Genomic DNA, 24,838 nt, shown 5'->3' with positions numbered 1-24,838 from the left:
TGAATGTTAGAACTATAGTATTTCTCTCTTGAAATAAAACCACTTACCATCTACACCTGCTAATTCCCATCCTTCTTTACCAAGTGCATTTAATTTTTCACTAATATCCTTATTATATTGACTCTTATCAGTTATAAAAACACTTTTTAATTCAATCTGAATTTGCTCTATTCTATATTCGTATTGTTTCACATAAATCACCCCTAAGATTTATTTTTAATTATTTAAATATATAACATTTATATATTTACTTTTTTATATTTGTTTGTAAGGTTTTGTTTATATAAAGACCTTAAACTATGAATAACTTCACTTTCCATATCTTTTTTTCTTATTAGGGTTGCCTTATTGGCATTGAAATAAGTTATAAAATAATCCTTTGACTCAAATACTTCATAAAACTGAGCATATTTAACTTTTATTTCCCCTTCAAATACTTTACTTTTTACTATTAAAAAATCTTCGTAAAAGTCTAGTACTTCTTGTGAACCCAATGATCCTGTTTTATCAGTTTCTATTATTCGTCTAAATTTTATTTCGATTTTTAATATTGTAATTAAAATTACTACAATCATTAATATAATCCAATAATATATAAATCCTATTAAATCAAATTGATTTTCACTATAAAAAATTAGACCTGATATGAAAGCAGTAAAAAAAATCATAAATATAATCATCATTTTACTTTTTAAAAATGTTGATATGTATAAAAACTTACGGTAATCCTCCTTTGCCATAGTAGTTTTTACTGTAAATAGTTTGCTATAATTCATGTTTCCCCCCCTTTCTGCTTTATTATATAATAACAAGTTCTTGGCATAAAATGCCAAGAACCCTACCCCAGTGGCTCAGTTGTTAACTAGTCATTACTCTCAACATAAAACTTTAGTGCTTCTCCAATAAACTTAGATGAACCACTTCCATATTTATCATCCATTACTTTTATCAAATTAAGATCTGAACAATATTGTTCTGATTGATAGCTCCAGTAGTTTTCTCCAATTTCTACTTTTAAATAGTCATGTTGTCTTTGTGTCTCTTCTACTATTTCTAAGATAATTCTTTGAATTTCCTCAGCTGAGGAAGACTTACTTAAATCAGACGTAAGCTTTTTATATGATGTTTCAAGTTTAGGCTCATAATCACCCAAATTCCATTTTAAAGCTTCCCCAATAAATTTAGATGCACCACTTCCATATTTCTTATCAACTTTCTCTATCCAATCTGGAAAAACTAAATAAAGTTGTACCATTGAGTGCCAATAACTATCTCCCATATCCCCACTAAAAATTTCATAATTATTTTTAGCTATATTAGTTATATCAGTAACAATTTGCTGAATATCCTTTGATGAAATATCCTTACTTAAGTCAGTTGTAAGTTCTTTATATAGCTCTTTTAATTTAGGATTATTATCACAAAGACAATCTTCTTTAAACCTATCCATTTCTTCTGCTTTAGTTAGCATTAAACTATTATTCAAATTTTCCTTAATAGCTTTAGCATATTTTTCTATGCTGCCATATTGCTTTATAGCCATAGTAGCAATTTTTTCTTCCTCAGTTTTCACTTTTGAAATTATATCATCATACTTATCTATGCTTCCCCACATTTTGATAATTTTGTCAGTATTTTCTTTTTTAAATTCTTCTAGCACATTATAATATTCAGTCATATCAAATTCATTAAAACTCATAGTGTTTGCTCCTTTTAAGGTTTTATTTATTAGTTCTATCAAACCATTTAATCTATCTCGTTTTAAAATAATCAATTTTTTATGGTTTTCTAGAGCTTTCATCTTATCAAAGTGAGGATTAGTTATGATGTCTTTAATTTCATTTAATTGAAAATCAAGTTCTTTAAAAAATAGAATCTGTTGCAAAGTTTCAAGAGCTTCATCATCATAAAGCCTATAACCTGCTTGCGTTAATTTAGTTGGTTTTAATAATCCAATTTTATCGTAGTGATGTAGCATTCTCACACTTATTCCTGTTAAATCTGAAACTTGTTTTACTGTTCTCATAATTTCATCTCCACTCTTGATTTTAGAGCTCTAATAACACATCTACTCAGCCGGCATGAATTTCACTTGTGTACTGGACCTCTAATTTTAGATTACACTATGACATAATGTTAGGGTCAACACTTTTTTGAATTTAATTTTTGTACTCTTCGATTTTAATTGTAACATATGAAGTAATAAAATTTGCAAAAAAGAAGATACACAAGTTAAAGCTCCCTAAAAAAATAGGGAGCTTTGTTATATTTTACATGAAGTATTTTTCTTCTAATTGTTCTATATTCATAGGCTTTTCGTAATAATAGCCTTGAACAGTATTGCATCCAAGATTTCTTAGTACAGCAAGTTGAGAGTCACTGTCTACACCTTCTGCTACTATACTCAAACCTAACCCTTTTGCCATATTTATTACAGCTTTAGCTATTTCATAATCTTCTTTGGATTTGTCTATTCCTTTTATAAGAGATATATCAATTTTCAAAGTATCTACAGCAAAACTTTTTACATACTTAAAAGAAGAATATCCACTTCCAAAGTCATCTATGGATATTTTTATTCCTAAATCTCGTATTTTTTTTAGTTTTTCTATAATTATTTCACTATCATCAATAGCTATTTTTTCAGTTATCTCTAAATTTATAAGTGAAGGATTTATATTTGTATTTTTAAGATTTGAAACTAGTACATCTAAAAATCTTTCATCTGAAAGCTGGATAGGTGATACATTTATTCCAACTTCTATATCTATATTGTATAATTCTTGCCATTTCTTTATTTGCAAGAATGTGGACTCTATAATCCAATTTCCCATATCAATAATTAAACCAGTTTCCTCGGCAAGTGGTATAAACTTCGAAGGATATACAAATCCTAATTCATCATTTACCCATCTAATAAGAGCTTCAACACCTACTATTTTATTATTTTCTATATTAAATTGAGGCTGGTAGTACAGAATAAATTCTTTATTCTTTAGTGCTTTTTTCATAAGTTCTTCCATCTTAAATTTATTGTACATACTATCTTCTTTATATAAAGAAAACTTACTAGAGGCATTTTTCTTTGAAGCATACATAGCCATATCTGCTTTTTTCATAAGAGTCAATTTATCCTCTCCATCAGTTGGATAAATTACTCCGCCTATGCTGAAATTAATGTTAAAGTTAATTTTTTCTATACATACTTCTTCATCAAATTCACTTATTATTTGATTAGCAAATGATTTTAAATCATTTTCACTAGCTATATCTGTATAAATTATTACGAACTCATCTCCACCTTGTCTTATAATGGTACTATTTTTACTAGAGTATTTTTGTAACTTATTACCTATTTCATTTAAAAGTAAATCTCCTACTTCATGACCATATAAATCATTTATATTTTTAAATTTATTTAAATCTAAAAATAGTATTCCAAATTTACTATTATCTTTAGATGCATTTACTATTAGCTCATCCAGCTTATGTAAGAGGTATCTTCTATTATAAAGATCTGTTAGTGTATCTTTATTAGATAAATAATTTAACTCTATATTTTTTTCATGAAGCTCTTTAGTCCTTTCTAAAACAGCACTTTCAAGTCCTTCATTTATGAGTTTATATTTTCTAACTAGTACTTTATTTTCATTTAACACCTTTATTTGTCTTATTACTATAACAGATATAAACATACCTATTATAGCTTCATGTTTATTATTTATATCCATAAAAAATAAAATAGGTATAGGTATTATATATAAATAAGATATAAAATCTTTATTTTCACATTCAATAATATTTTTAAAATCATCTTCACTCTCCACTGTAAATAAATATTCAATGGATGCTAACCCTATTAATAAAAAGCTTATTATCCAAAGTGAATCTAGGACTGTATTTGACACATAAGTATTCTCTAATATTTCGTACATATATACCAAATCCGCTAAAGAAAACAGTAATATTGCTAAAAAATTTATTGCAAAAAAATTACATTTAACCATATGCTCATTACTATATATATATATAATACTTAAATTTATCAAAGTCATAAAATCTAATATATTATACAAAATCAGATAAATATCAGTATTAAATAATGCTTGGGTATTATTTAATATAGGCATAATAGATGCAAACATAATTGATATATACATAATAATAATTATAGCAATATCAAAAGATACTCTACGTTTTTGTATTTTATATGTTTTTTTATTTTGTTTTATTAAAATTAAACTACTTAAAAATAATAATATATTACAAGGTAAGTAAAATAAGGTGGTTAAATCTGACATTATAAGTACTTCATTTAGAAAAAGTTCTTTTATTGCCCAAATAACTTCACCAATTGTAAAACTTGATATAGCTAATAAATTTAATAACCAATAATTTTTCAATTTATTTTTTTTAGTTTTTTTATATGTATTGTATACAAGTAAAATAGAAGTAATACATCCTAGTAGCCCCATAATATTAGTTGCTATTTCATAATATATATTTGTAGAAGGATAACTAAAAAAGATTATTGCGAATAATATAATCCCCATATAAATCTTATAAAATTTTGTTTTGTTTATTTTGTTCTCCATTTTGTCCCCACTTTTTTATTTTTTTCACATTTAGTTATATCGTTTATTATTAAATATAAATTTTATCAATTATTACATCTATAACTCTTACTTGGATCTCTTCTTCAACGTAAGATTTCATAGATTCCATTCTGATTTGTTCTTTTTTCTCTTCTTGGATATAATAGTTCATTGTATTTTCCTCGGGAAATTATAGTACTTATATTATTATATTAGCATATTTAGGGACTTTTCGCACAACCTTCCGGCTATCATAGAGGAAAAACAAGTTTCTCCTCTTGCTACTTTATATTATATCAATAAGTTATAAATTTCGTATACAATATATTTTTTATTGCAAAAACAAAAGGAGCTGTGGCATAAACGATTTGAAAATCGTCGGCGATAGCTCCTTTTGTGTATTCATAATTTACATCAACAAAAATTCTTATTTAATTATTTTCTATTATAATAAAATTGTATATTTAAATTATAATTTATCACTTGTAATATTTTTGAATGTTAGAACTATGATATTTCTCTCTTAAAATAAAACCACTTACCCTCTACACCTGCTAATTCCCATGCCTATTTTATAAAATACTTTAAATTTCCTTAGCAAGTTTTTGATACAAAACATCAAGAACTAAACCCCTAGGTGGAATTATCAATTTAAAACTTTGATTTTTCATAATTGTATGGGATGCTTGTTCCTACTACTACATCCTCAATTTTTTCAATAATTAGCCAGTCATCCATGTTTCCTTGATGATCAAATTCTAAAGGCTCAATTTCTTCAATATTTGTAAATTCAACTAAACACATACATTTCTTGTGCCATCTTGTTATTTGCTTATCTGTAAGATTTAATTTATCCTGGTTTTTGTTAAGCATATCTTCAATTTCATCTTCTGATAACTTCACATAATTCTCTACATTTGACACAGTTGCCATGGCTGTAATTTTTCCACTCCCTTTTTCCCTGCATTATCGCAATACACTAAATGCACCATTTTTATCCTCCTAAAATTATTATTTTTATATTTACTAGATAATATTTCTAGTTAAACGTCTCAATAAATTTTAGCATATTTTCAACATAATTTCCCTTTGTAACTGATTTATGTAACACCACTACTTCTATATATATCCGAAAGACTTAGACCCTGCATTACAAGATCTAAGCCTTTTCATCATATATTCCCAGTCTTAGTTAAATTCTATCCTCTTTATTAAACCACTCAATAGTTTCTTTTTTCATTTCATGATGAAGTATATTATTATATACTTCATCATATAGCCATTGCAAAGTTTTATTACTTAAATATTTTTTCATTTCATTTTCAGCTTCTAACATTACTACTTTTATTAAACAAGGACATTTTGTATGTGTATCAGGTAAATCATTCTTATCCAATAATATATTATTCTGTTTTATTTCTGCACATTGAAAAATGAATCGCATCCCTCTACAGCTTCTACAACATCCCAAAATGTTATTTCATCTGCACTTCTTGCTAATGCATATTCAACTCCTACTGAAAATTTCGGTTATTATGCCTAGAATTATTGACAAATCTAAATGTATAGGTTGTGGTACTTGCGAGAGAGTATGTATAGTTGGATGCATAACTGAATTAGAAAAGAAGAAAAGAACAATTAATTCATTAGCTTGTGTTGATTGCGGTGCATGCTAACTTGCATGTCCTAAAAAATGTATATCACAAAATTAGTGTGAAATATACAATTAATGTTTCTTAAATAATTATATAAAAAAACAGTACATAAGTTAGTATGTACTGTCTTTTTAACTCACTTTTATAAGATTACCTCTTCTTTTTTAAGCATATGATTCACTTTCTATTTACTAATAGCAAGTTCCTAATTACTATTATTATCTACAAACTGTTGATTAACTAAATTTCTATAAAATTCATGAGATGACAATAACTCTTGATGATTACCAATGCCGCTTATTTTTCCATCTTGCATAACAAGTATTTTATCACTATCAACTACAGTAGATAGTCTATGGGCTATAACAAAAGCTATTTTTCCGTCTTTGATCTTGCCAAGGGACTCTTGAATTACTTTTTCTGACTCCGTATCAAGACTAGCTGTAGCCTCATCAAATAATAATATACTCGGATTTCTAAGTATGGCTCTGGCTACTGCAATTCTTTGTTTTTGCCCACCAGATAAATTTCTTCCTCTTTCACCAATTTCAGTATCAAATCCACTAGGCTGTTCCATAATAAATTCATAAGCACCAGCTAATTTTGCCGCATTCTCCAATTCTTCACTAGATATATCTCTATCTACTCCATATATCATATTTTCTTTTATTGTTCCAATCAATAAAGGTGAATCTTGCTGCACATAACTAATTTTATTTCTCCAAGATTTTATACTATACTTATTCAAATGATCATTATTTACAAATATATTTCCACTATCTGGAATTAGAAATTGCTCTATTAATCCAAATATTGTAGATTTACCCACTCCACTTGGACCTACAATAGCTACAGTTTCACCTTTTTTTGCAGAGAAGGTTATTTCATCCAAAACTTTTTTAGTTTCATAGGAATAATCTATGCCTTTAAAAGTAATTTCTTCTATATCATCAATATCCATACCTGAGTGAATATCTTCTTCTTTTTCTGTCAAGATTGTATAAAGATAAGCTGTTGCCCCCTTGGTTTTTTGAACACTAGAGAAGAAATCTCCCATACTAGCAACTGGAAATACAATTTGGAATAAATAAAGTAAAAATGCTACTAAATCCCCAGAAGAAACAGCTCCCACACTTACCCTATATGCTCCAAAAGAAATTACAAATATAAATATTACCATTGCAGAAATCATTATTAATGGACCTAAAAAAGATTGTATTTTGGCAGTTTTTATTCCATACTTAAATAAATTTTTAAAATTCTCTTCTCCTCTGCCAAACTCTTTTTCCTCAGCTCCATAAGCTTTAATAAGTCTGATTTCTGATAAGGTTTGACTTAATAAACCTGATAAATCAGCCATTTCTTTTTCTTCATCCAAAGCTATTTTATAAAGCTTACCTCCTATAGGCATGATTATTAATACTATCACTGGTATAGTAAGCAATAATACTAATGTCATTGGCACATCTATTAAAAATAATATTACCACAGCTCCAACAATAGTTATAATATTAGTGATAAATTCCGTTAATCTGAATGATACTAATTCTTTTAACACTGTAGTATCATTGGTTACACGAGATATTAATTGTCCCGAATGTTCTTTATCATAATACCTAACTGGCAAATTAAGTAGCTTTTTCCATAACTTTGTTCTAAGATCTTTTACTACCTTTATTCCTGCATATTGCAATAAAAATACTGATAATATACTACACGATATCCATACAATTAGCATAGCTCCAATACCTAGAATAGTTTGCATGGATAATCCTTTTGAAATATTTTCTATAACATCTTTAGCCATCAGCGGCATTACTAACCCTGCTAATGCACTAAATATTGAAAGTATTAAACCAAACACTAATAAATGTACTGGTGGTTTTGTCAATTTGATTAAATCTTTTAATTTTACCTTTTCCATAATTCTCCTCCTCCTGCACTCTGTAAATATAATTATAAGTCTTAGAGTAGGTTTGTTGTCAATAAATTATTATTTATCTATAAGATTAAAATCCCATTGCTTTTTTAACAACATTCATCTCTTCTTTAGACGTTAATTTTTCTAACAGTGCAAATGCAACTCCTGAAGCTGTAGAAGGGCAATATGAAGTAATTATATTATTATCAATTACAATTGGTTCATTTTGAACATTAACACCAAATTCAGCTAATTGTTTCTGTCTATACCCTTCACGTAAATGATAAGTTGTCGCTTTCCTATTTTCTAAAATTCCACTTTTACCAAGAGGAAGAGCCCCAACACAAATAGATGCAATTATTTTACCACTTTCATTAAATTTTTTGATTAATTCAAGAAACTGTTCATCGTAAGCTTCCTCATAAAAATTAAACTCCTCAAATCCTCCTGGAATTGCTAATGCATCATATTCATTAATATTAATTTCCTCTATTGTCTTATCTACTATAATAGGAATATTAAAAGTACTTATTACTTTTTTCGTAAAGCCACATGTTTCAACGGTAATATCATGCTTGTAATCATTTCTTGCCCAACCAAGTACATCTATGAAAACACTAAATTCCATTGTCTCAAAACCTTTTAAACAAAATACTAATACTTTCACTTCTACCTCCCAAAAACATCTTTAAATTAATAAATTTTCATTTAAGTAACTCTCACAACTTTGAAATCACTCATATATCTTCATTTATCTATCTCCTTTTCAAATTTATATTTATACATATGGTATCATATGTATATTTACCTCGCATTATATAACTTTCAATGAATCTATTTATCATTTTATCTCTCTCATTTTCGCTAACAAAAACATGAGTTGGGATCATAAAAATAAGTGCATTTATTTTGCAATGTAGAGTTACTACCTATATCTTTATTTATATATGACCTTTACAACTTCCTATTTTATTATGTATATGGTCTTGAAAAAAATAGTCAAAATACTATAATCTAAGTTATTAACCAAATTAGTCAATAATAGAAGGGATAAACATGAATGAATTATTTAATAAATTAAATGAAGACAAAAAACTTGCTATTATAAATTCTGGACTTGAGATTTTTAGTATTTATGGATTTCAAAAATCATCAACAGATTTAATAGCTCGTAAAGCAGGAATATCAAAGGGATTACTTTTTTATTACTTTAAAAATAAGTTAAGTTATTTCACATATTTATTTGATTATTCTCAAAATATCATATCAGCAAATATTGATATGAGTATATACAGAGAAACTAGAGATTTTTTTGAAATTTTAGAATATACAATGGAACAAAAATATAAACTTCTAGCAAAATATCCTCATATATTAAATTTTATTGTAGTTGCCTATTGCTCAACTGATGAGAGAATAATAGATATAGTAAGAAATAAAGTTATTTCTCATAATAAAATTAATATTTATGAGTATCTAGAGAATATAGATAAAAGTAAATTTAAAAATGAAGAAGATATACACAAAGTTATAGAAATGTTATCTCTAATGCTAGATGGATATTTACAAAATCAATTAAAAATGAATCAAAAGATAGAAATTGATGAAATAATGAAAAAATACAAGATATGGACTTCTTTACTTAAAGACGCTGTATATAAATAAGGAGGAGAGTATGAGAATTGCAATATTTACCTTAGGAAGTCGAGGGGATGTACAACCATATATAGCCCTTGGAATAGAAGCCCTAAAACATAACCATGAAGTAGTAATATGTACAGGGGAAAGTTTTAAGTCATTTATAGAAGGTAACAATATAGACTTTGCTAAAGCAGATTTAGACTTAATGGCACTTCTACAAACAAAGGAAGGTCAAGAAGTATTCAATAATGGAAGAAAACATATAATAAAAGCTATGAAATATGCAAAAGAAAAAGTAAATTCAGCATATAGAAAAACTATGGAGCAGTTTTATAACTGTGCTAAAAATGCAGACATAATAATATATCACCCAAAAGCCCTTGGAGCACCAGATATAGCGTATAGGCTTAATATTCCATGTATAAGTGTATCACCCGTACCATTTATATATCCTATAGAAGAATTTCCCAACTTAGTAATATCAACAAAGAAAGATTTAGGAAAGAAGTTAAATAAGTTATCCTATGCAGTTACTAAATATGCAGAAGCTTCCAATATTAAGGAATTAAATGACTTTAGAGAAAATGTACTAAACTTACCTAAACGTAAAAGTGGGGTTTATACTTATGCCATTAACAATACACCTATACCTATAGTATATCCTGTAAGTAAATATTTGTTTGAAGATATAAAAACTTGGGATAATAAAGTGTATTTGCCAGGATTTGTGTTCTTAGAAAATAAAGAAGAAAAACTAGATCCAAAAATCGAAAAATTTATATCAAAAGGTAGTAAACCAATAGTAATTTCCTTTAGTAGTATGCCTCTAAAAAATCCTGATAAATTTAAAGAAACTTTAGTTAAAGCTTTAAATAAAATCAATTATAGAGCTATTGTATTAACTGGAATTAGTGGAATGCATTTTGAAGATGAAAAAAATATATTAGCAGTACCATCAGCATCACACAACTTACTATTTCCACTATCAAAAGGAATAATGCACCATGGTGGAGTTGGAACTATGGCTAGTGCATTAAAATCAGGTAAACCACAATTAATAATGCCATTTTCTGTAGACCAACCATTTTGGGCACATAGATTGTACATGCTAGGATATGCAATTAAACCCTTAAGTGAAAATACCGTTACTGCAGATATATTAGCCAAAGCTTTTATGGAAATGGATGAACCCAAGTATGTTACAAATGCAGCTATAATAAAGAAAAAGTTAGATAGTGAAAATGGAAATGAAAACTTAATTAAGTATATAGAAAATTTTTACTTTAATTATAAAAAGTAAATTATGTAAAATTATTAGTTATTTCATTAAGATTATCAACGTGTAAAGTCTTCATTAACTCTAACTGATCATTAACTCTTTTTTCTGCTTAAGCTATACTATGAAAACTCTCATTAGATTCATTCATTGCATTGTTTGCAATTGTTACTATTTGTTTTCCTTTATCACGCTCTCCTTTAAGAAGATTCATAATATGGCTCATCTCCTCTAATAAACGGATTACTAAATAAAAAAAGCTAATATTTTAATATTTTAATGCTTATTGCATAAAATGTTAAAATATTAGCTCCAAGAACTGCATCCCCAGATATGGTAGTCAATGCATTTCAATGACTTGACTTGCTATAAAATGGATAAAGACAACATATAAATTTATATTGTTCCTGACCCACTTTTTATTCTTTTCTTTTGCTCCCTAAATATATAATCATGTATTTTTTGACTTTCTTTGTGACTTAATCCTTCAAATCTAATATGATGTATATTCATCTCATCTATTTTATCGTATCTAGTACCTATAACTAATCCTTCTACTTTATACATTTGTTTATTAATTTCAAAATTTAATTGAATCTTTCTTCCTTTATTAACAAATTGCCTACTTTCCATCTGCATTCCACTAGCACTTATGTCCTTGGCAATTCCACTATATGTTTTCAACTTATTTGGAAGCAATGTATAACGAATTTCCATATGTACTGGTAATCTGTAACTACCTCTTCTTTGTATTTTTTCTATAGGCGATACTATGCTACCTGCATAATATACATTATATTCATCTACAGTTTTGTTTGTAATTTTAATCTTAGTCTCATATATTCCAGACTTTCCACTTGTAAATTCCACTTTAACTACTTGTCCTATTTTATACTTTATTATATTTCTGTCTTTTGCTGTTAGTCTAATTACAATTTCTCGATCTACAAGTTTTTCAATATCTGGATAGTAACTATTATTATCATAAATTATTGAAATGCCAAGATTCAAATTATCATGTAAAAACCTTTTATACTTTTTTATTGACCTATCTATTTCTTCTTCTTTTCTTTTGCTAAATATACCAAATACCAAAATATTTCCCCCTACACTCTTTTCTTTATTGTTTTATTATTATATGTAGACATATCTTTTTGTCAATTTTTGATTTTCCCCGTCTTTCATATAAAATTATATCTATATTGTAACACCAAATTAAGTAGTTTGCTGTCTTTTGATTCTGAGTTTACTACATCCCCCCTATTTGTTAAGATAGTTATCCTATGAATAAAATAATGTTATTTATCTTCTATCATATTTTATCTATTTTTTCATAATACACTTCTCCCCAATTACACATCATTCTAAGAATTGGCATTAAACTCTCTCCTAATTCTGCTAGTGAATATTCTACCTTTGGAGGAACTTGAGGGTACACTTTTCTTATAATTAATTTATCACTTTCCAATTCTCTCAGTTGTTGTGTTAACATTTTTTGTGTTATTTTAGGCATAAGCTTTTGTAATTCATTAAATCTCTTTGTTCCTTTGGTTCCAAGATGCCAAATAATAATAGGTTTCCACTTTCCACCTATTAAATCCATTGCAATCTCAAAAGTACATGCATACTCTTTATTTTTGAAATTTAATACACATGGTTCTAAACTCATATTTATCTCCTTTTTACTTTTTGCAGTATCATTTTAGATACTATAATACTAATAAGTGCGTACTTGTACTAATTATCTCATTATTTTAAAATTATATCATAATACAAAATAGTATGAATAAACAAAGGAGATTATAATTAATATGCTTGATGAAATTATTGATAGAAGAAGTATAAGAAAATATCTTGATAAAAATGTTGAAGATGAAAAAATTATTAGCCTTATTGAAAGTGCGAGGCTTGCTCCATCTGGTTCCAATACTCAACCTTGGCATTTTATTGTAGTTAAATCTGATATAACTAGACAAAAGTTAGCTAAGGTATCTCATAACCAAAAGTGGATGATGTCTGCTCCTGTTTTCATAGTATGTGTTGCAGATATACGTTCAAGAATTAAAGAAGATATAGATTTATCATTAGATGAAAATAGTCCGCAGCAAGAACTTAAACAAATAATAAGAGATACATCCATAGCTATAGAACATTTAGTTCTTTGTGCTGAGAAACTAGAATTAAGTACTTGCTGGGTTGCTTGGTTCACTCAAGAAGAAATTAGACCTATTCTTAATATACCTTCTGATAAATATGTAGTTAGTGTTATTACTGTTGGTTATTCAGATGAATCGCCTAAGCCTCGTCCACGAAAAAGTTTTGAAGACATAGTACATTATGAAAACTGGTAAAATCACAAAACACCTTATAAATATTGAAAAGGCATAGAATTGAGTTAAATTCTATGCCTTTTCAATATTTATAAAAAACCTCTATACACCTTGTTTGCTCATTTGCCAATTCTTTTTCTTAACCTAATCTATTATTTTCTTGATTAAATAATTTATTTAAATTTTAAAATACTATTGGATAATATAAGAGTTAATAATTTCACCATAGTATGCTGTGTGAAAATCTCTGTTTGCTCCATGGAATGAACCGTCCACATCTTGTGGGTAGAATGTTAAGTTTTCTTCTGAAATCCCATTCTTATCTTGCTTTTGTTTATATATAACCTTACATTCAAGTGTTAATGGAAGCTCTTTTATCCCTGGAACTGAAATGCTTTCAGGTTCTTCAAGTGATAAGTTAAGTTCATTAACTTTATCAGTAGTACTCCCTGATTTAGTCCCACATATACCCAATATTTTTCTATCAAATTGGCCAATTGGTATATTTACAGTGAATTCAGGATTTTCTTCTAGTTGCTGTTTTGTATAACGATTCTCTCTTATAAAAATTGTGAAAATAGGTTTTCCCCATTCTATTCCAAGTGTTCCCCAAGAAGCAGTCATAGAATTAACTTTGTTTCCTACTTTTGTTGTTATCAAAACACCTTTTTCAACAGCTTTCATTATTTCGCTAGCATAATCTAATACGTTTATTTCTTTTTTCATTGTATTGTTCTCCTCCAAACCTTCTATCATTTTAGATAATATTAAATTTTAGCGTATTAATTTAAACTTAATTAGCAAGTTCTTCGTTAGCTTGTCCTATTAAGTATTGTAGTATTTCTAGATTTATTATATAATTTATTTATTTTTAAAGAAAGTATGCACTTTTTTGTTAGTTAGTTACCAAAAAGTAAGTGTCTTATGCCTGTTGTACAAGCTCTTTGTCATTGAGGGCATGAACATTTTAAAGAAGATACTACTAATTAAAATAAGCTAGTTAAAGATATTTTTCATAACTTTAACTAGCTTATTTTGAATACTGCTATTAATTCAGCAACAATTTTCATTCCAGTACTTCATTAAAACTTACTTATATTTAAAATCTATAAGCTTATTTTTTAATTGATTTTCAATATTTCTTAATTCCGCTTCAGCTTCCCTACGTTTTTCACGACCTTCTGTTTGTATATTAAGTATTTCATCAAGAGTTGAAATCAATGATTCATTAGTAGCTCTAAGTGTTTCAATATCAACAATTCCTCTTTCAGATTCTTTTGCAGTTTCTATAGTTGAAGTTTTTAATATTTCTGCATTTTTACGTAAAAGTTCATTTGTCATATCTGTTACTTCTCTTTGAACTCTGGCAGCATCAGCAGCATGAGCAACACCAAGTGCTAACACTATTTGACTTTTCCAAAGTGGAATAGTATTTATAATTGTAGATTGTATTTTTTCAGACATTAGGGTGTCATTGTTTTGAATTAATCGAATTTGAGGAGCCATTTGTAGCGAAATCATTTTAGTTAATTCTAAATCGTGAATTTTCTTTTCAAATCGATTGCAAAGAGCAATAAAATCGTTTAATTCTTGAGCATCCTGAGGATTTCCGCTTGTTCTTGCTTTTTCTTGCAATTTAGGAAGTTCTTCCTTCTCTAATTTTTGAAGTTTCTTTTTCCCAGCTAAGATATACATATATAGCTCTTTAAAATATGCTTTATTTATTTCATACATCTTATCCAGCATAGCAATATCTTTTAAAAGCTGTATTTGATGCTTTTCAAGAACATTACACATTTTAGTGATATTGTTCTCTACATTTTCATAATTTACTTTCATTTGTGAAATCTTATCTTTACCTTTTTTAAATAAACCGAAAATTCCTTTTTTCTCTTCACCTTCTTCAAAGTTCTTTAACTCAAGAACTACACTAGATAGTATTTCTCCAATTTCACCTAAATCTTTAGTTCTCACATCATTTAATGCTGATTGTGAAAAATCAGAAATTTTCTTTTGAGCACCTACACCATATTGTAAAATAGAATTTGAATTACTTATCTCTATTTTATCTACAAATTGATCTACCATTTTTTTTTCTTCTTCTGTCAGTTGGATTTCATCAATTATTTTTTCTTCTACTTTTTCTTCTTTTATTTTTACCTGAGGAACTTCCTCCTCAAATGATTGAAAAGTTAATTCTGGTTTTATATCAATAGACCTTTCTTTGAATTCATCACCCATTTTTAATGCCTCCCTATTATTTATAACCTACTTTTTAAAATCTTCTTCTCCTAATCCCTCTTGTTTAAATAATGTTTTAAGAACAGAAATATCTGTAGAAATATCTAAAACAACATCTTCAAATAAATCATCTAATAAATTTTCAAAAGCATTATTAATAAGATCAATACTCTTTTCAATTTCAATTTTAGCATTTTTTATATTATCACCTTGAACTACTTGATTATTTAACTCTTTGTATGAGTTGATTAATTTTATAGTAATTGGAAGATAATGATTTATAAATTTATTAACTTCTTGTGTCTTTTTAGGATTTTTTTCAACTTGATTAAGAATTTGATCTGCAATATTTCCTAATTTATCTAACTTTATAGCTATTTCTTCTCTATAAAGCTCATTTTTTACAGCCTTTATTTGTTCAATATAATTTCTACCTATTATAATAGTAGATTCTATTTCTTCTTTTCCTGAATTATCTATTTCTTTTTTCAATTTTTTATTATTAGTTTCTTTAGCTATTTGTTCCTTTTTTAAATTTAAATAGTCACCATATACTTCATCACTTAACATAAAATAAGTTTTTTCTTCATCTATATGTCCTTCTAAAAACATGCCTAAATCAATCATTTTACGTAAGTCTTTAAGTACAAAACTTTTTTTCTCTTTCACAAATCTTGCTAAGTCATCAATTAAAAAATAACTATTGTCGTCAATAAATCTTACATAGGTCTTAAAACGCTTTACTCTTTTTCTTAGATTTATTCCTTTTAATAATAAACCTATACTTCCTACAAAAAACAAAACTAAAACTCCCAAAACAACTTGGCTACCTACAATAAAACTACTAAAGAATGCTTTAGCTATTAGAAATGACGATATTGATAAACCATAAATTACACTTCCACCAGCTCCAAATACTATACAAAGTATTCCCGATACACTTCCAGCTGGTTTTTTACTAATGTATTTTGATATATCATTTTTAGATTTTTTATTTAAACCCATATATTTTACACCATATTCATTAAACTTTGATATAAATTGATTTAGGGTGTCCTCAGCTTTATAGTTAATATCTCTTTTCAAATTAACAGTATCTATTGCTTTTAGTGCACTGCTAACTGTAGACATAATTTGATCTTCTAAATTAGAAAAGTCCTTTTTATTCATTATATTGCCTCCAGATTATTTTTCTTATTATTAACATAAATCTAGATATATACTATACCCTTGTGATAATATTTTAAGTTTATTATATATTATAAGTTAGCTGATTGTAACTGATAACCTAAAAATTCCTTTGAAGTCATTTTTAATTAACTGTGAACATGTAAAAAAGGGCAATATGCTTTAGTACTATCGCCCTATCATTTAAAATTTCATTAACTTTTCAACTAATAGATTTAAGTTAATATTAAACAAATATGTTGTTTGTTATTTTCCTAATGTTTGTTTAATATATTTTTTTTGTAGTTTCTAAATTTATCTAAATTATGATTTTGATCATACATTCCTATAAATATTAAGGTAAGTCCTAATCCTATACAAAGTCCCTGAATAAAACTTGGTAGTAAATTAAAACGATTTGAAATTATCCCAATCACATTGAATATTAATCCAAAATTAATATAATTATTTAATTTTTTCATATCTAATTCCTCCAATTAATTATAGTTAATATATAGGATAATTATAACATTTATTTCCATATATTGTATATATCTGTATAAAATGGGCTCTCTTTCTCTAAAACTTGAAACTTCATCTGAATGACAATGAGGACAGACTTTATCCATTGAAAATCTATGTTCTTTTACTTCTTCTGTAATTTTACTTGTATAGGAATTAAATCGAGTAGGAGCTAAATAATTATTTTATTTAGCGTCCTCTCACACCACCGTGCGTACCGTTCGGTACACGGCGGTTCATTAAGTTCCATGCACTTTTAAATATCTCTTGGAAATACTCATATATCCTATTTCTTCTAGGTATTTATTTGTAAGTGTTTTTGATAGGATTGGGCTACCGGATATTCTCCAGTAGCCTTTTCTTGTATTTGAATATTGGTAGGCCTTATATTTATCCATTCCAAGTTTAACAAGATTCTTACACTTCGTCCTTGGTAATTTCCATTGTTTCCAGATACATGCTCTAAGTCTTCGCCTAATCCATTTTTCAATATTTTGTATATTGCCTTTAGCTTTCGCTATGCCAAAGTAATTAATCCAACCTATCATAAGTTGATTAAGTTTCAACATTCTCCATCCCATATCTATTCCTTTATTTCTATTTGTAATTTCTATTACTTTAGATTTTAGTTTATTATATGAGCTTTCATGTATCCTTATTTGGGCGCCGCCCTTTGTAAAATAGAATGAAAATCCTAGAAATTTTCTGCGACTAACTAAGTCAACGGCACTTTTCTTTTCATTTATTTTAAGTTTTAATTCATTTTCAATTAATTTCTTAATACTGTTTAAAACTCTTAACCCTGCTTTTCTACTTTTAACGTAGATATTACAGTCATCTGCGAATCTACAGAATTTATGACCTCTTCTTTCTAATTCTTTATCAACCTCATCAAGCATTATATTTGATAGAAGCGGACTTAATGGTCCTCCTTGGGGAGTTCCTTCTTCATTTGATACGATAACTCCATTTAACATTATTCCACTTTTAAGATATTTCCTTATTAAGTCTAATACTCTTTTATCTTTAATTTGTCTTGATAATCTATCAATTAAAATGTCATGATTTACTTTATCAAAGAATTTCTCTAAATCCATATCTACTACCCATTTATATCCTTCATTTATATATTCTAAGGATTTCTTTATTGCTTGATGCTGACTTCTGTTTGGTCTAAAACCATAACTACTATTAGAGAAAATTGGTTCATATACAAATGTCAACGCTTGTGCTATTGCTTGTTGTATCATTCTATCTACTACTGTTGGAATTCCAAGCATCCTAGTCCCACCGTTAGGTTTAGGTATTTCTACCCTTCTAACAGGTGATGGTTTGTATGTTCCATCTAATAATTTAGATTTCATTGTAGTCCAGTGCTTTTTGCAATAGTCGTGAAGTTCATCAGTCTTTATTCCATCAACACCGTGACTACCTTTATTCTTGATTACTCGTTGCATAGCACGATACATATTATCTTTTGCTAAGATTTTATCGAGTAAATTATTAGTAGATATTTTTGCACGGTTCTCTATTTCTACCTTCGGTAATACCGAAGCTACGCTATGCACTCCATGTTTATTTCCAGTTTCCAACTTTACTTCCACACGGTAGCCTGAATATTCAGTTGTCTGCACTTTATCCACGTTCTTCAATTTATCCAAAGTTGAAAACCTCCTTAATGTTCAGTCCTTCCTATTGATTGCGCAGTCAATAGTACTATGACGTCTGCTGACTTCTGATAGTTCAATTACATATCACTATGTAGGTTATCATCTAGGAAGTTCATCCTCTATTAATGATATATCTATCAGACCTCCCCAGGTAAGAGCAACAACCTTCATCTCATATATCTGCTACATTTACTATTAGAAATTTTGGATAGTGTTGGACTTTGTCTTGTTACGCAAACTCGTCCGTTTCCAATAGCCTCATATGTAGTTCGTGTTCCTCAGACCAAGACTTTGCCGTAGGCTTCCTTCAGATTCCACCTCACGATGGACACCCTTGCCATTAGCTAGCGGTTCCCACTATCAAGCCCGCAACGGACTTTCACCGTCAAGTTGTTGCCCATGCTGGGCACACGTACAAAGATGGAATTATCGCAATAATACCATCTACAGTATATAATTTAATATATAGATTAGTTCGCAGTAGCAAAATATTACGAAGTAAAGATTGGTATATTAAGGGGGAGAGAATCATTATGAATTTTATTAAATCCTTTTTTAGAACAGATAAGGAATATAAATACACATTAGAAAAATACACTTACAAGGATGGCATTTCAGCAATTGTATTTTATATATTAGTTATGATTATTTACTATGTAATGGGGGTGTTGTATGACAAAAGAAATATATATTTAGGTTATGAGGTTAACTTTTTCTTGGCTATATTATGTATTTTATTTGCAGTGATTAATAAACATCCCATAAAGACAATAGGATTTGGTAAAAAAAATCTATCAAAGTCATTAATTTTAGGTCTGGTACTGTCAGCAGTTCTTCTAATTATAAATGTTATTTCAGGAATTTTAGGTGGATATCATTTTTCTACTGCTTCAAAACTGATTTTAGATTTTGCCTATTACTTTTTTGTAATAGCACTTGTGGAAGAAATTATCTTCAGAGGATTTATTCAAACAAGAATTTATGGAATTATTCGTAAACCCTTCTTTGCAGTAATGGTGACGGCATTTATGTTTATGTTATTTCATATTCCTTTTCAAATGGGTGCATCACATATGAGTTTTTGGGAACATATTTCAAATAATTATGTAACTCTTCTTTTTACATTTTTATGGCATATTGTATTGAATTTTCTATATGCAAAATATAACTCTATTGCTGCACCTACAGTATTTCATGCTGTTCTAAATTGGTGCAACGTACTTTTTAAATAATATATCTTTAACTTGTTCATTAGTTAATTCTACACCCTTAGCAATCTGCTCTATTGATAAGCCAAGACTATTTAACCTTAGGCTATGTTTTAAATCAATGTTGATTTTATAACTTATTTTAGCAACCAAAAGTAGGGATATATGCCCTTACTTTTTGGTTCCAATTATATATTTATAAAAACAATTACCCAAAACATTAATGCTACAACTGCATTTAAAATTGATTCTTTTTTCTTATTCTCTTTACACAATTCCCAAAATATTATAGTATTTTGTAATGCGATTAATAGATACAAAACAAATGAACTTATACCTTTTTCTATATTACAAAAATACAATATTGCGGCAATAATAGTTAATATAGATATTATACCTTTAATATATTTCAACAGTATTCCCCCTCTATTTTACTTCTCATTATATTTTCAACATTATTTTAAAACATAGCCTAACCTTAATATAGTATCTATTTTTTCATTTTCTACACCTTGTTTTATACCTTGTTTTATACCTTCTTTTCGTCCTTCTTCTCTAGAACCTTCTAATCTATCATTTTCATCTCATATTGCTTTATCTCTAATTTCTGCCAATTGAACTAGCTCTTTATCACAATAATCTTTTTCTGTTTCATTAAATTTAGGTAATTCAATAAAATGAATTTTCAAAATATCACTTAATATTTTTTTAGTTGTGTCTTCATAAAAATGAAAACAACTTTTAAAGCTTTTATTATCTATACAATTAAAATCCACTATATTTATAGTAATTGTTTTGTTCAAATCCTTATAATTATCGCCTTTTACTAACTGTTTTAAAGGCATTTTTGACATATACTAAACGTTCTCTTTATCATATTATACTGATTTACAAGTTGTATTTCTACATTTATGTTTGCATTACTTTCTGTTATAATCCTTACATCTAGTATGTCAATAGATGGCCATTGGAGACAGGTCCATATCCGTCAACCCAAGAAGAAAAAGCTAATCTTTAAACATAAATTCAAGAGACATTATTTATTTTACGCCATTTCAGATTCAATGCTTTTATATATGTTCCCATATAATTATAATCTTCATTTTCTAATTCATCATCTTCCCAAAATACACTTTCATCATTAATTATTAAAGTTGAATCATGAAACCCCACAAATATCCTCATAAAGCTATTTACATCTTCTTGATTTCTAATATAATTCCATTCATCTATATCTTCATTAACTTTGACTTTTATATTTGTTTCTTCTAAGGGCACATTCTTATTTTGAAGTATTTTAAGTATAAATTCAAAGTTATCAAATACATCTTTATAACCTCTAAAAAGATTAATTTCGTGATTAAAACTATTATCTTTAAAATATTTTTTTAATTTTAGCAAAAAAGTTCTTTCATATGTAATCCATTCACTAGTATTTGAATTAATACACTCATATAGTGTATTTAATTCTTGTGCTTCCTTTTAAGCTTTACTATGTACTTGGTGTGGTTCGAGCTGATGGAATTGATGTGGAAACAGGTCAACCGTTTTGGGCCGATTTTAATGATTGAAAAAAATTAAAATGGATACTTAATTCGTCTAATTAGAATGATATGTATCAATATACCTATTCTAAGATAAAACGATTGTATGCAATTCTTTTTCCTGTATTTGTCTTAAAATTTTGTTCAATACATTTCTTTATCTCCTGCTGCTGCTTATTTATATCTATGACTGTTAAATTTTCTAGTAAATCTGCTTCCCATTGTATTTGAAAATCAATGCTATCAATTTGGGAAGGGGTATGATGATTACCTATTATAAAGCATATTCTATCAATATTTTTGTCATAGCCTACCTTTTGTAGTATCTCTCGTGCTACTGTTGGTCCTTCTTTTTCTTGATAAGCACCATCTATTGAGCCATACTTCCTTTGTGCCTCAACCGCACCAATATCGTGTAGTATGGCAACAATGGTAATTAGTTCTTTTTCTTCTTCAATATTTTCACCTTTCATTATATCTTCTGCATTTTTCAATACCTTTAGAGTATGCTCTACTCCAAAAGGAATTTCTTTAAAAACTGCTTTCATCTCTTTAATAATTTTTTCTTTAAACATGAATTACCTCCAATACTCTTACTTCACAATATTTTACCCTTGTGTAATAATTTAAGAACATTACGTCTTAAGTAAAATATAGACATTGCGCATAGTTTTCAAAAACTTTGTTATTGAGTTATTGCTCTATTACTATTTCTCCTTCATTCAATGGTTCTTCAAATCCATCAAGATAAGCAGTTAAGATATCATCTGTGATTGGAAAAGCAGCATTGGCATCAAAGCGCTCCCTTCTTTTTTTTAGTCGTGTGCGCAAAAGTTCAGGGGTAGCTTTCATATAAATTAATTTCCACTGGCCTCCCGCTTTTTCAATAAGTGTTTTATATCTACCACGTTTTGCACGTTGCCAAAAACTAAAGTCAATAACTACATTTTTTTTCTGTTGGATAAGAATTGTTAACTGTTGAGATAGTTTTTGCTCTACAATCTCAGAATATTCGTCATACTTCTCAACAGGATAATCTATTCCATAGCGTCCATATGTAGACCATAGTTTTTTATCAATAGAAAGACGTATATACCCCTCTTTTTCAAGTTGTTGTGCATAAGTAGTCTTACCTGAACCTGCTACTCCACACATCATTACAACAACCGATAGCAAATCTTTGTTACTCTTTTCTATCATTTTTATACCTCCTATACATGTTTGACTGAATATCATATATCTACTTCAGTTCGTACTTTGTAACTATTGTAACATTCATTATCGCTCTAAGAAGTTCATAAATAATTTATGTGTGTAATTTTTTAAGCATAAAAAAGAGGGTATTAGGCTAATACTCTCTTTCTTCTCAATATATTAATGATTCGTGTTAACATAAGTTGCAGTTACACCAAAACTTAAGAAAATTATTGACTAAATTCAATAGTTATATTAAATAACACTAATAAATATATTCAGTAACTAAATCAGTAAAAAGTATGCCTTCTAAATGGTCTATTTCATGACAAAAGCATTTTGCTAAGTCTCCTATCCCTGTATATATAACTTCCTCTCCATTTTCATTTAATGCTTGTACTGTTACTTTCCAAGGTCTTATTAACTTTCCACATTTATTTGGAATGCTCAAACAACCTTCTATAACTTCTTGTGTTCCTTCTTGTTTAATTATCTTTGGATTAACTAACTTTATAAGTCCTTGCCCCATATCAATCACAACTAATCGCTTCAATATACCTATTTGCGGGGCAGCTAATCCTCCACCATTTTCCGTATTATACATGGTATCTGCCATATCATTCAATATCTGTCTTATTTTATCATCTACAGTTTCAACTACTCTGCTCTTTTTTCTCAGTATGTCATCATCAAACAGTCTAATTTGCCTTAATGCCATTTAAATTACACCTCTACTTTGCTCTGATCTTGATTTTCTCTCACTTTCTTCAAAAATAAAAATTTTTTCTATTGTACTATGAAATATCCTCGCAATATCATAAGCCAACCATATAGACGGTTCAAATTTTTCCGTTTCAATTGAATTAATTGCCTGTCTTGACACACCTACAAGTTTACCTAATTGTTCTTGGGTTAGCCCTAATTCTTCACGAAACTGTTTTAATTTATTTTTCATAAATATCACTCCTGTAATGTTTACCTTACATTTATAATATAATATTGTTTTTTGTATGTCAAGTTAACCTTACACAACATATGCCAAGTAACTTACCTTAATTTATTTATATAAATTAAGGTAAAAGTACAACTCGATATTATGACGTATTATATAACTATTGTTCACCAAATCTACTCTATAAATTGGAATTTATTAATTTAAACTCATTTTTATAAAAATCGATTAAACCATCTCTTTTCATAGATGAAAGTTCCCTAGATAGTGCACTGCGATCTACATTTAAATATTCCGCCATCCCTTCCCTATTAAAAGGAATTGATACAACTTGTGTTTCAGATTCACGACTGAGTTTAGTTAAATAAGTTAGAACCTTATCACGAATAGTTGGCATAATCAGGCAATCGTTTCGGTCATGTAATTCTAACGCTCTCTCTGCAATACTGTCAAAAAGATTGACGAGTAATTGTTCATGCGCTATACACGACTTTGAACAACTGGATAGTACATTTTTTATAGGAATATAAAGAACGCTAAGAGGTTCTAAAGCCTGTACCGACATCGGACATTTACGTTTGCGGCTTGATGCTGTTAAAACAGCAGTGTATCCACCTGGGTAATGAAGAGAGACAATAATTTGTTTACCAGTAATACTTAATTTGGTGCTTTGAGCAACGCCCTGAAGTATAATACCGATTTCATTGACTGGATCACCTTCACAAACAACCATTTCATCTTTATCATATCCCTTACGTGTTGCCGACATACACATAAGTATTTTTTGAATATCATTTGGTTCGATTCCTGAAAACAGGCTAGATTGTGTTAATAAATTTAATTCTTTCATAAGAAACACTCCCGTTGCATAGGCAACATAATTTTTGTATTTATTATAGTATACTTATAATAAACATACAAT

30 protein-coding genes are annotated in these 24,838 nt (G+C 28.1%); 5 read left to right on the top strand and 25 right to left on the bottom strand.

The window, feature by feature from the left end; all coding sequences use genetic code 11:
• Positions 1–12: 12 nt before the first annotated feature.
• The 7 genes from TVTCOM_RS07915 to TVTCOM_RS07885 form a co-directional block, all read right to left on the bottom strand.
• The gene (locus tag TVTCOM_RS07915; RefSeq protein WP_434799294.1) at positions 13–192 is read right to left on the bottom strand and encodes a hypothetical protein; all 180 of its coding nucleotides are present in this window, start codon (positions 190–192) and stop codon (positions 13–15) included.
• Between the two features lie 47 nt (positions 193–239).
• Positions 240–776 carry a YcxB family protein gene (locus TVTCOM_RS07910; RefSeq protein ID WP_434799293.1) on the bottom strand — a complete coding sequence of 179 codons (537 nt, stop codon included), beginning with the start codon at positions 774–776 and terminating at the stop codon, positions 240–242.
• An 86-nt stretch (positions 777–862) separates the two neighbouring features.
• Positions 863–2,026: a MerR family transcriptional regulator gene (locus TVTCOM_RS07905; RefSeq protein ID WP_434799292.1), complete on the bottom strand. Its 1,164-nt coding sequence runs from the start codon at positions 2,024–2,026 to the stop codon at positions 863–865.
• A 244-nt stretch (positions 2,027–2,270) separates the two neighbouring features.
• Positions 2,271–4,595: a putative bifunctional diguanylate cyclase/phosphodiesterase gene (locus TVTCOM_RS07900; protein ID WP_434799291.1), complete on the bottom strand. Its 2,325-nt coding sequence runs from the start codon at positions 4,593–4,595 to the stop codon at positions 2,271–2,273.
• A gap of 49 nt (positions 4,596–4,644) precedes the next feature.
• Positions 4,645–4,767: a hypothetical protein gene (locus TVTCOM_RS07895; RefSeq protein ID WP_434799290.1), complete on the bottom strand. Its 123-nt coding sequence runs from the start codon at positions 4,765–4,767 to the stop codon at positions 4,645–4,647.
• 479 nt (positions 4,768–5,246) lie between these two features.
• Entirely contained in the window at positions 5,247–5,519 is a 273-nt protein-coding gene (locus tag TVTCOM_RS07890) for a hypothetical protein (protein WP_434799289.1), read from the bottom strand.
• A 268-nt stretch (positions 5,520–5,787) separates the two neighbouring features.
• A complete protein-coding gene (locus TVTCOM_RS07885; RefSeq protein WP_434799288.1) occupies positions 5,788–5,991 on the bottom strand; it encodes a hypothetical protein in 204 nt (67 codons plus the stop codon).
• 139 nt (positions 5,992–6,130) lie between these two features.
• Between TVTCOM_RS07885 and TVTCOM_RS07880 the strand changes: the two genes are divergently transcribed.
• A complete protein-coding gene (locus TVTCOM_RS07880) occupies positions 6,131–6,271 on the top strand; it encodes a 4Fe-4S binding protein (RefSeq protein ID WP_434799287.1) in 141 nt (46 codons plus the stop codon).
• Between the two features lie 184 nt (positions 6,272–6,455).
• Here the strand turns inward: TVTCOM_RS07880 and TVTCOM_RS07875 are convergent, their stop codons facing one another.
• Together TVTCOM_RS07875 and TVTCOM_RS07870 are read right to left on the bottom strand one after the other, a co-directional pair.
• On the bottom strand, positions 6,456–8,174 hold the full coding sequence (locus TVTCOM_RS07875) for an ABC transporter ATP-binding protein (RefSeq protein WP_434799286.1): 1,719 nt from the start codon (positions 8,172–8,174) through the stop codon (positions 6,456–6,458).
• A gap of 85 nt (positions 8,175–8,259) precedes the next feature.
• On the bottom strand, positions 8,260–8,838 hold the full coding sequence (locus TVTCOM_RS07870) for a DJ-1/PfpI family protein (protein WP_434799285.1): 579 nt from the start codon (positions 8,836–8,838) through the stop codon (positions 8,260–8,262).
• Positions 8,839–9,227: 389 nt separating this feature from the next.
• On the opposite strand from TVTCOM_RS07870, the gene TVTCOM_RS07865 reads away from it, so the two are divergent.
• Positions 9,228–9,836, top strand: a complete 609-nt coding sequence (locus tag TVTCOM_RS07865) for a TetR/AcrR family transcriptional regulator (RefSeq protein WP_434799284.1) — start codon at positions 9,228–9,230, stop codon at positions 9,834–9,836.
• A 10-nt stretch (positions 9,837–9,846) separates the two neighbouring features.
• The gene (locus TVTCOM_RS07860; RefSeq protein ID WP_434799283.1) at positions 9,847–11,112 is read left to right on the top strand and encodes a glycosyltransferase; all 1,266 of its coding nucleotides are present in this window, start codon (positions 9,847–9,849) and stop codon (positions 11,110–11,112) included.
• Positions 11,113–11,484: 372 nt separating this feature from the next.
• Here TVTCOM_RS07860 and TVTCOM_RS07855 read toward each other — a convergent pair whose 3' ends face one another.
• Both TVTCOM_RS07855 and TVTCOM_RS07850 read right to left on the bottom strand, forming a co-directional pair.
• Positions 11,485–12,183: a flagellar brake protein gene (locus TVTCOM_RS07855; protein ID WP_434799282.1), complete on the bottom strand. Its 699-nt coding sequence runs from the start codon at positions 12,181–12,183 to the stop codon at positions 11,485–11,487.
• Positions 12,184–12,400: 217 nt separating this feature from the next.
• Positions 12,401–12,757: a winged helix-turn-helix transcriptional regulator gene (locus TVTCOM_RS07850; protein ID WP_434799281.1), complete on the bottom strand. Its 357-nt coding sequence runs from the start codon at positions 12,755–12,757 to the stop codon at positions 12,401–12,403.
• 142 nt (positions 12,758–12,899) lie between these two features.
• Here TVTCOM_RS07850 and TVTCOM_RS07845 point away from each other — a divergent pair, with 142 nt between their 5' ends.
• Entirely contained in the window at positions 12,900–13,439 is a 540-nt protein-coding gene (locus tag TVTCOM_RS07845; protein WP_434799280.1) for a nitroreductase family protein, read from the top strand.
• Positions 13,440–13,610: 171 nt separating this feature from the next.
• Here TVTCOM_RS07845 and TVTCOM_RS07840 read toward each other — a convergent pair whose 3' ends face one another.
• The 5 genes from TVTCOM_RS07840 to ltrA all read right to left on the bottom strand — a co-directional run bounded on the left by TVTCOM_RS07840 (position 13,611) and on the right by ltrA (position 19,009).
• Entirely contained in the window at positions 13,611–14,144 is a 534-nt protein-coding gene (locus TVTCOM_RS07840) for a flavin reductase family protein (RefSeq protein ID WP_434799279.1), read from the bottom strand.
• A 363-nt stretch (positions 14,145–14,507) separates the two neighbouring features.
• Entirely contained in the window at positions 14,508–15,659 is a 1,152-nt protein-coding gene (locus TVTCOM_RS07835) for a toxic anion resistance protein (RefSeq protein WP_434799278.1), read from the bottom strand.
• 27 nt (positions 15,660–15,686) lie between these two features.
• Complete coding sequence (locus tag TVTCOM_RS07830; RefSeq protein WP_434799277.1) at positions 15,687–16,829, bottom strand: 5-bromo-4-chloroindolyl phosphate hydrolysis family protein; 1,143 nt, start codon at positions 16,827–16,829, stop codon at positions 15,687–15,689.
• A gap of 272 nt (positions 16,830–17,101) precedes the next feature.
• Entirely contained in the window at positions 17,102–17,308 is a 207-nt protein-coding gene (locus tag TVTCOM_RS07825; protein ID WP_434799276.1) for a hypothetical protein, read from the bottom strand.
• Positions 17,309–17,587: 279 nt separating this feature from the next.
• The gene (ltrA, locus tag TVTCOM_RS07820) at positions 17,588–19,009 is read right to left on the bottom strand and encodes a group II intron reverse transcriptase/maturase (protein WP_228110198.1); all 1,422 of its coding nucleotides are present in this window, start codon (positions 19,007–19,009) and stop codon (positions 17,588–17,590) included.
• Between the two features lie 542 nt (positions 19,010–19,551).
• On the opposite strand from ltrA, the gene TVTCOM_RS07815 reads away from it, so the two are divergent.
• On the top strand, positions 19,552–20,250 hold the full coding sequence (locus TVTCOM_RS07815) for a CPBP family intramembrane glutamic endopeptidase (RefSeq protein ID WP_434799275.1): 699 nt from the start codon (positions 19,552–19,554) through the stop codon (positions 20,248–20,250).
• Here the strand turns inward: TVTCOM_RS07815 and TVTCOM_RS07810 are convergent.
• The 9 genes from TVTCOM_RS07810 to TVTCOM_RS07770 form a co-directional block, all read right to left on the bottom strand.
• The gene (locus TVTCOM_RS07810; RefSeq protein WP_434799274.1) at positions 20,221–20,379 is read right to left on the bottom strand and encodes a hypothetical protein; all 159 of its coding nucleotides are present in this window, start codon (positions 20,377–20,379) and stop codon (positions 20,221–20,223) included. The two genes, TVTCOM_RS07815 and TVTCOM_RS07810, sit on opposite strands and share 30 nt — an antisense overlap.
• A gap of 35 nt (positions 20,380–20,414) precedes the next feature.
• Positions 20,415–20,639, bottom strand: coding sequence for a hypothetical protein (locus tag TVTCOM_RS07805; protein ID WP_434799273.1), 225 nt, complete (start codon positions 20,637–20,639; stop codon positions 20,415–20,417).
• A gap of 171 nt (positions 20,640–20,810) precedes the next feature.
• Positions 20,811–21,080 (bottom strand): PD-(D/E)XK nuclease family transposase, encoded by a 270-nt coding sequence (locus TVTCOM_RS07800; RefSeq protein WP_434799272.1) that lies wholly within the window; start codon positions 21,078–21,080, stop codon positions 20,811–20,813.
• A 172-nt stretch (positions 21,081–21,252) separates the two neighbouring features.
• Positions 21,253–21,627: a hypothetical protein gene (locus tag TVTCOM_RS07795; RefSeq protein WP_434799271.1), complete on the bottom strand. Its 375-nt coding sequence runs from the start codon at positions 21,625–21,627 to the stop codon at positions 21,253–21,255.
• A gap of 226 nt (positions 21,628–21,853) precedes the next feature.
• On the bottom strand, positions 21,854–22,345 hold the full coding sequence (locus TVTCOM_RS07790) for an HD domain-containing protein (protein WP_434799270.1): 492 nt from the start codon (positions 22,343–22,345) through the stop codon (positions 21,854–21,856).
• Positions 22,346–22,463: 118 nt separating this feature from the next.
• The gene (locus tag TVTCOM_RS07785) at positions 22,464–22,970 is read right to left on the bottom strand and encodes an AAA family ATPase (RefSeq protein ID WP_434799269.1); all 507 of its coding nucleotides are present in this window, start codon (positions 22,968–22,970) and stop codon (positions 22,464–22,466) included.
• Positions 22,971–23,229: 259 nt separating this feature from the next.
• Positions 23,230–23,682: a peptide deformylase gene (def, locus tag TVTCOM_RS07780; protein ID WP_228110210.1), complete on the bottom strand. Its 453-nt coding sequence runs from the start codon at positions 23,680–23,682 to the stop codon at positions 23,230–23,232.
• Complete coding sequence (locus TVTCOM_RS07775; RefSeq protein ID WP_228110209.1) at positions 23,683–23,919, bottom strand: helix-turn-helix transcriptional regulator; 237 nt, start codon at positions 23,917–23,919, stop codon at positions 23,683–23,685.
• Positions 23,920–24,097: 178 nt separating this feature from the next.
• Entirely contained in the window at positions 24,098–24,766 is a 669-nt protein-coding gene (locus tag TVTCOM_RS07770) for a Crp/Fnr family transcriptional regulator (RefSeq protein WP_434799268.1), read from the bottom strand.
• Positions 24,767–24,838 lie beyond the last annotated feature (72 nt).

This window comes from Terrisporobacter vanillatitrophus (assembly GCF_051148895.1).
Taxonomy (GTDB): domain Bacteria; phylum Bacillota; class Clostridia; order Peptostreptococcales; family Peptostreptococcaceae; genus Terrisporobacter; species Terrisporobacter vanillatitrophus.
This window is presented reverse-complemented; position numbering and strand designations above follow the sequence as displayed.

Bases quoted from the DNA above. Each gene is read 5' to 3' on its own strand.
- TVTCOM_RS07770 (WP_434799268.1), bottom strand. From the start codon at position 24,766: ATGAAAGAATTAAATTTATTAACACAATCTAGCCTGTTTTCAGGAATC.
- TVTCOM_RS07790 (WP_434799270.1), bottom strand. From the start codon at position 22,345: ATGTTTAAAGAAAAAATTATTAAAGAGATGAAAGCAGTTTTTAAAGAA.
- def (WP_228110210.1), bottom strand. From the start codon at position 23,682: ATGGCATTAAGGCAAATTAGACTGTTTGATGATGACATACTGAGAAAA.
- TVTCOM_RS07835 (WP_434799278.1), bottom strand. From the start codon at position 15,659: ATGGGTGATGAATTCAAAGAAAGGTCTATTGATATAAAACCAGAATTA.
- TVTCOM_RS07775 (WP_228110209.1), bottom strand. From the start codon at position 23,919: ATGAAAAATAAATTAAAACAGTTTCGTGAAGAATTAGGGCTAACCCAA.
- TVTCOM_RS07840 (WP_434799279.1), bottom strand. From the start codon at position 14,144: ATGAAAAAAGAAATAAACGTATTAGATTATGCTAGCGAAATAATGAAA.
- TVTCOM_RS07900 (WP_434799291.1), bottom strand. From the start codon at position 4,595: ATGGAGAACAAAATAAACAAAACAAAATTTTATAAGATTTATATGGGG.
- TVTCOM_RS07830 (WP_434799277.1), bottom strand. From the start codon at position 16,829: ATGAATAAAAAGGACTTTTCTAATTTAGAAGATCAAATTATGTCTACA.
- TVTCOM_RS07875 (WP_434799286.1), bottom strand. From the start codon at position 8,174: ATGGAAAAGGTAAAATTAAAAGATTTAATCAAATTGACAAAACCACCA.
- TVTCOM_RS07815 (WP_434799275.1), top strand. From the start codon at position 19,552: ATGAATTTTATTAAATCCTTTTTTAGAACAGATAAGGAATATAAATAC.
- TVTCOM_RS07905 (WP_434799292.1), bottom strand. From the start codon at position 2,026: ATGAGAACAGTAAAACAAGTTTCAGATTTAACAGGAATAAGTGTGAGA.
- TVTCOM_RS07860 (WP_434799283.1), top strand. From the start codon at position 9,847: ATGAGAATTGCAATATTTACCTTAGGAAGTCGAGGGGATGTACAACCA.
- TVTCOM_RS07910 (WP_434799293.1), bottom strand. From the start codon at position 776: ATGAATTATAGCAAACTATTTACAGTAAAAACTACTATGGCAAAGGAG.
- TVTCOM_RS07850 (WP_434799281.1), bottom strand. From the start codon at position 12,757: ATGAGTTTAGAACCATGTGTATTAAATTTCAAAAATAAAGAGTATGCA.
- TVTCOM_RS07800 (WP_434799272.1), bottom strand. From the start codon at position 21,080: ATGTCAAAAATGCCTTTAAAACAGTTAGTAAAAGGCGATAATTATAAG.
- TVTCOM_RS07785 (WP_434799269.1), bottom strand. From the start codon at position 22,970: ATGATAGAAAAGAGTAACAAAGATTTGCTATCGGTTGTTGTAATGATG.
- TVTCOM_RS07880 (WP_434799287.1), top strand. From the start codon at position 6,131: ATGCCTAGAATTATTGACAAATCTAAATGTATAGGTTGTGGTACTTGC.
- TVTCOM_RS07865 (WP_434799284.1), top strand. From the start codon at position 9,228: ATGAATGAATTATTTAATAAATTAAATGAAGACAAAAAACTTGCTATT.
- TVTCOM_RS07895 (WP_434799290.1), bottom strand. From the start codon at position 4,767: ATGAACTATTATATCCAAGAAGAGAAAAAAGAACAAATCAGAATGGAA.
- TVTCOM_RS07825 (WP_434799276.1), bottom strand. From the start codon at position 17,308: ATGAAAAAATTAAATAATTATATTAATTTTGGATTAATATTCAATGTG.
- TVTCOM_RS07845 (WP_434799280.1), top strand. From the start codon at position 12,900: ATGCTTGATGAAATTATTGATAGAAGAAGTATAAGAAAATATCTTGAT.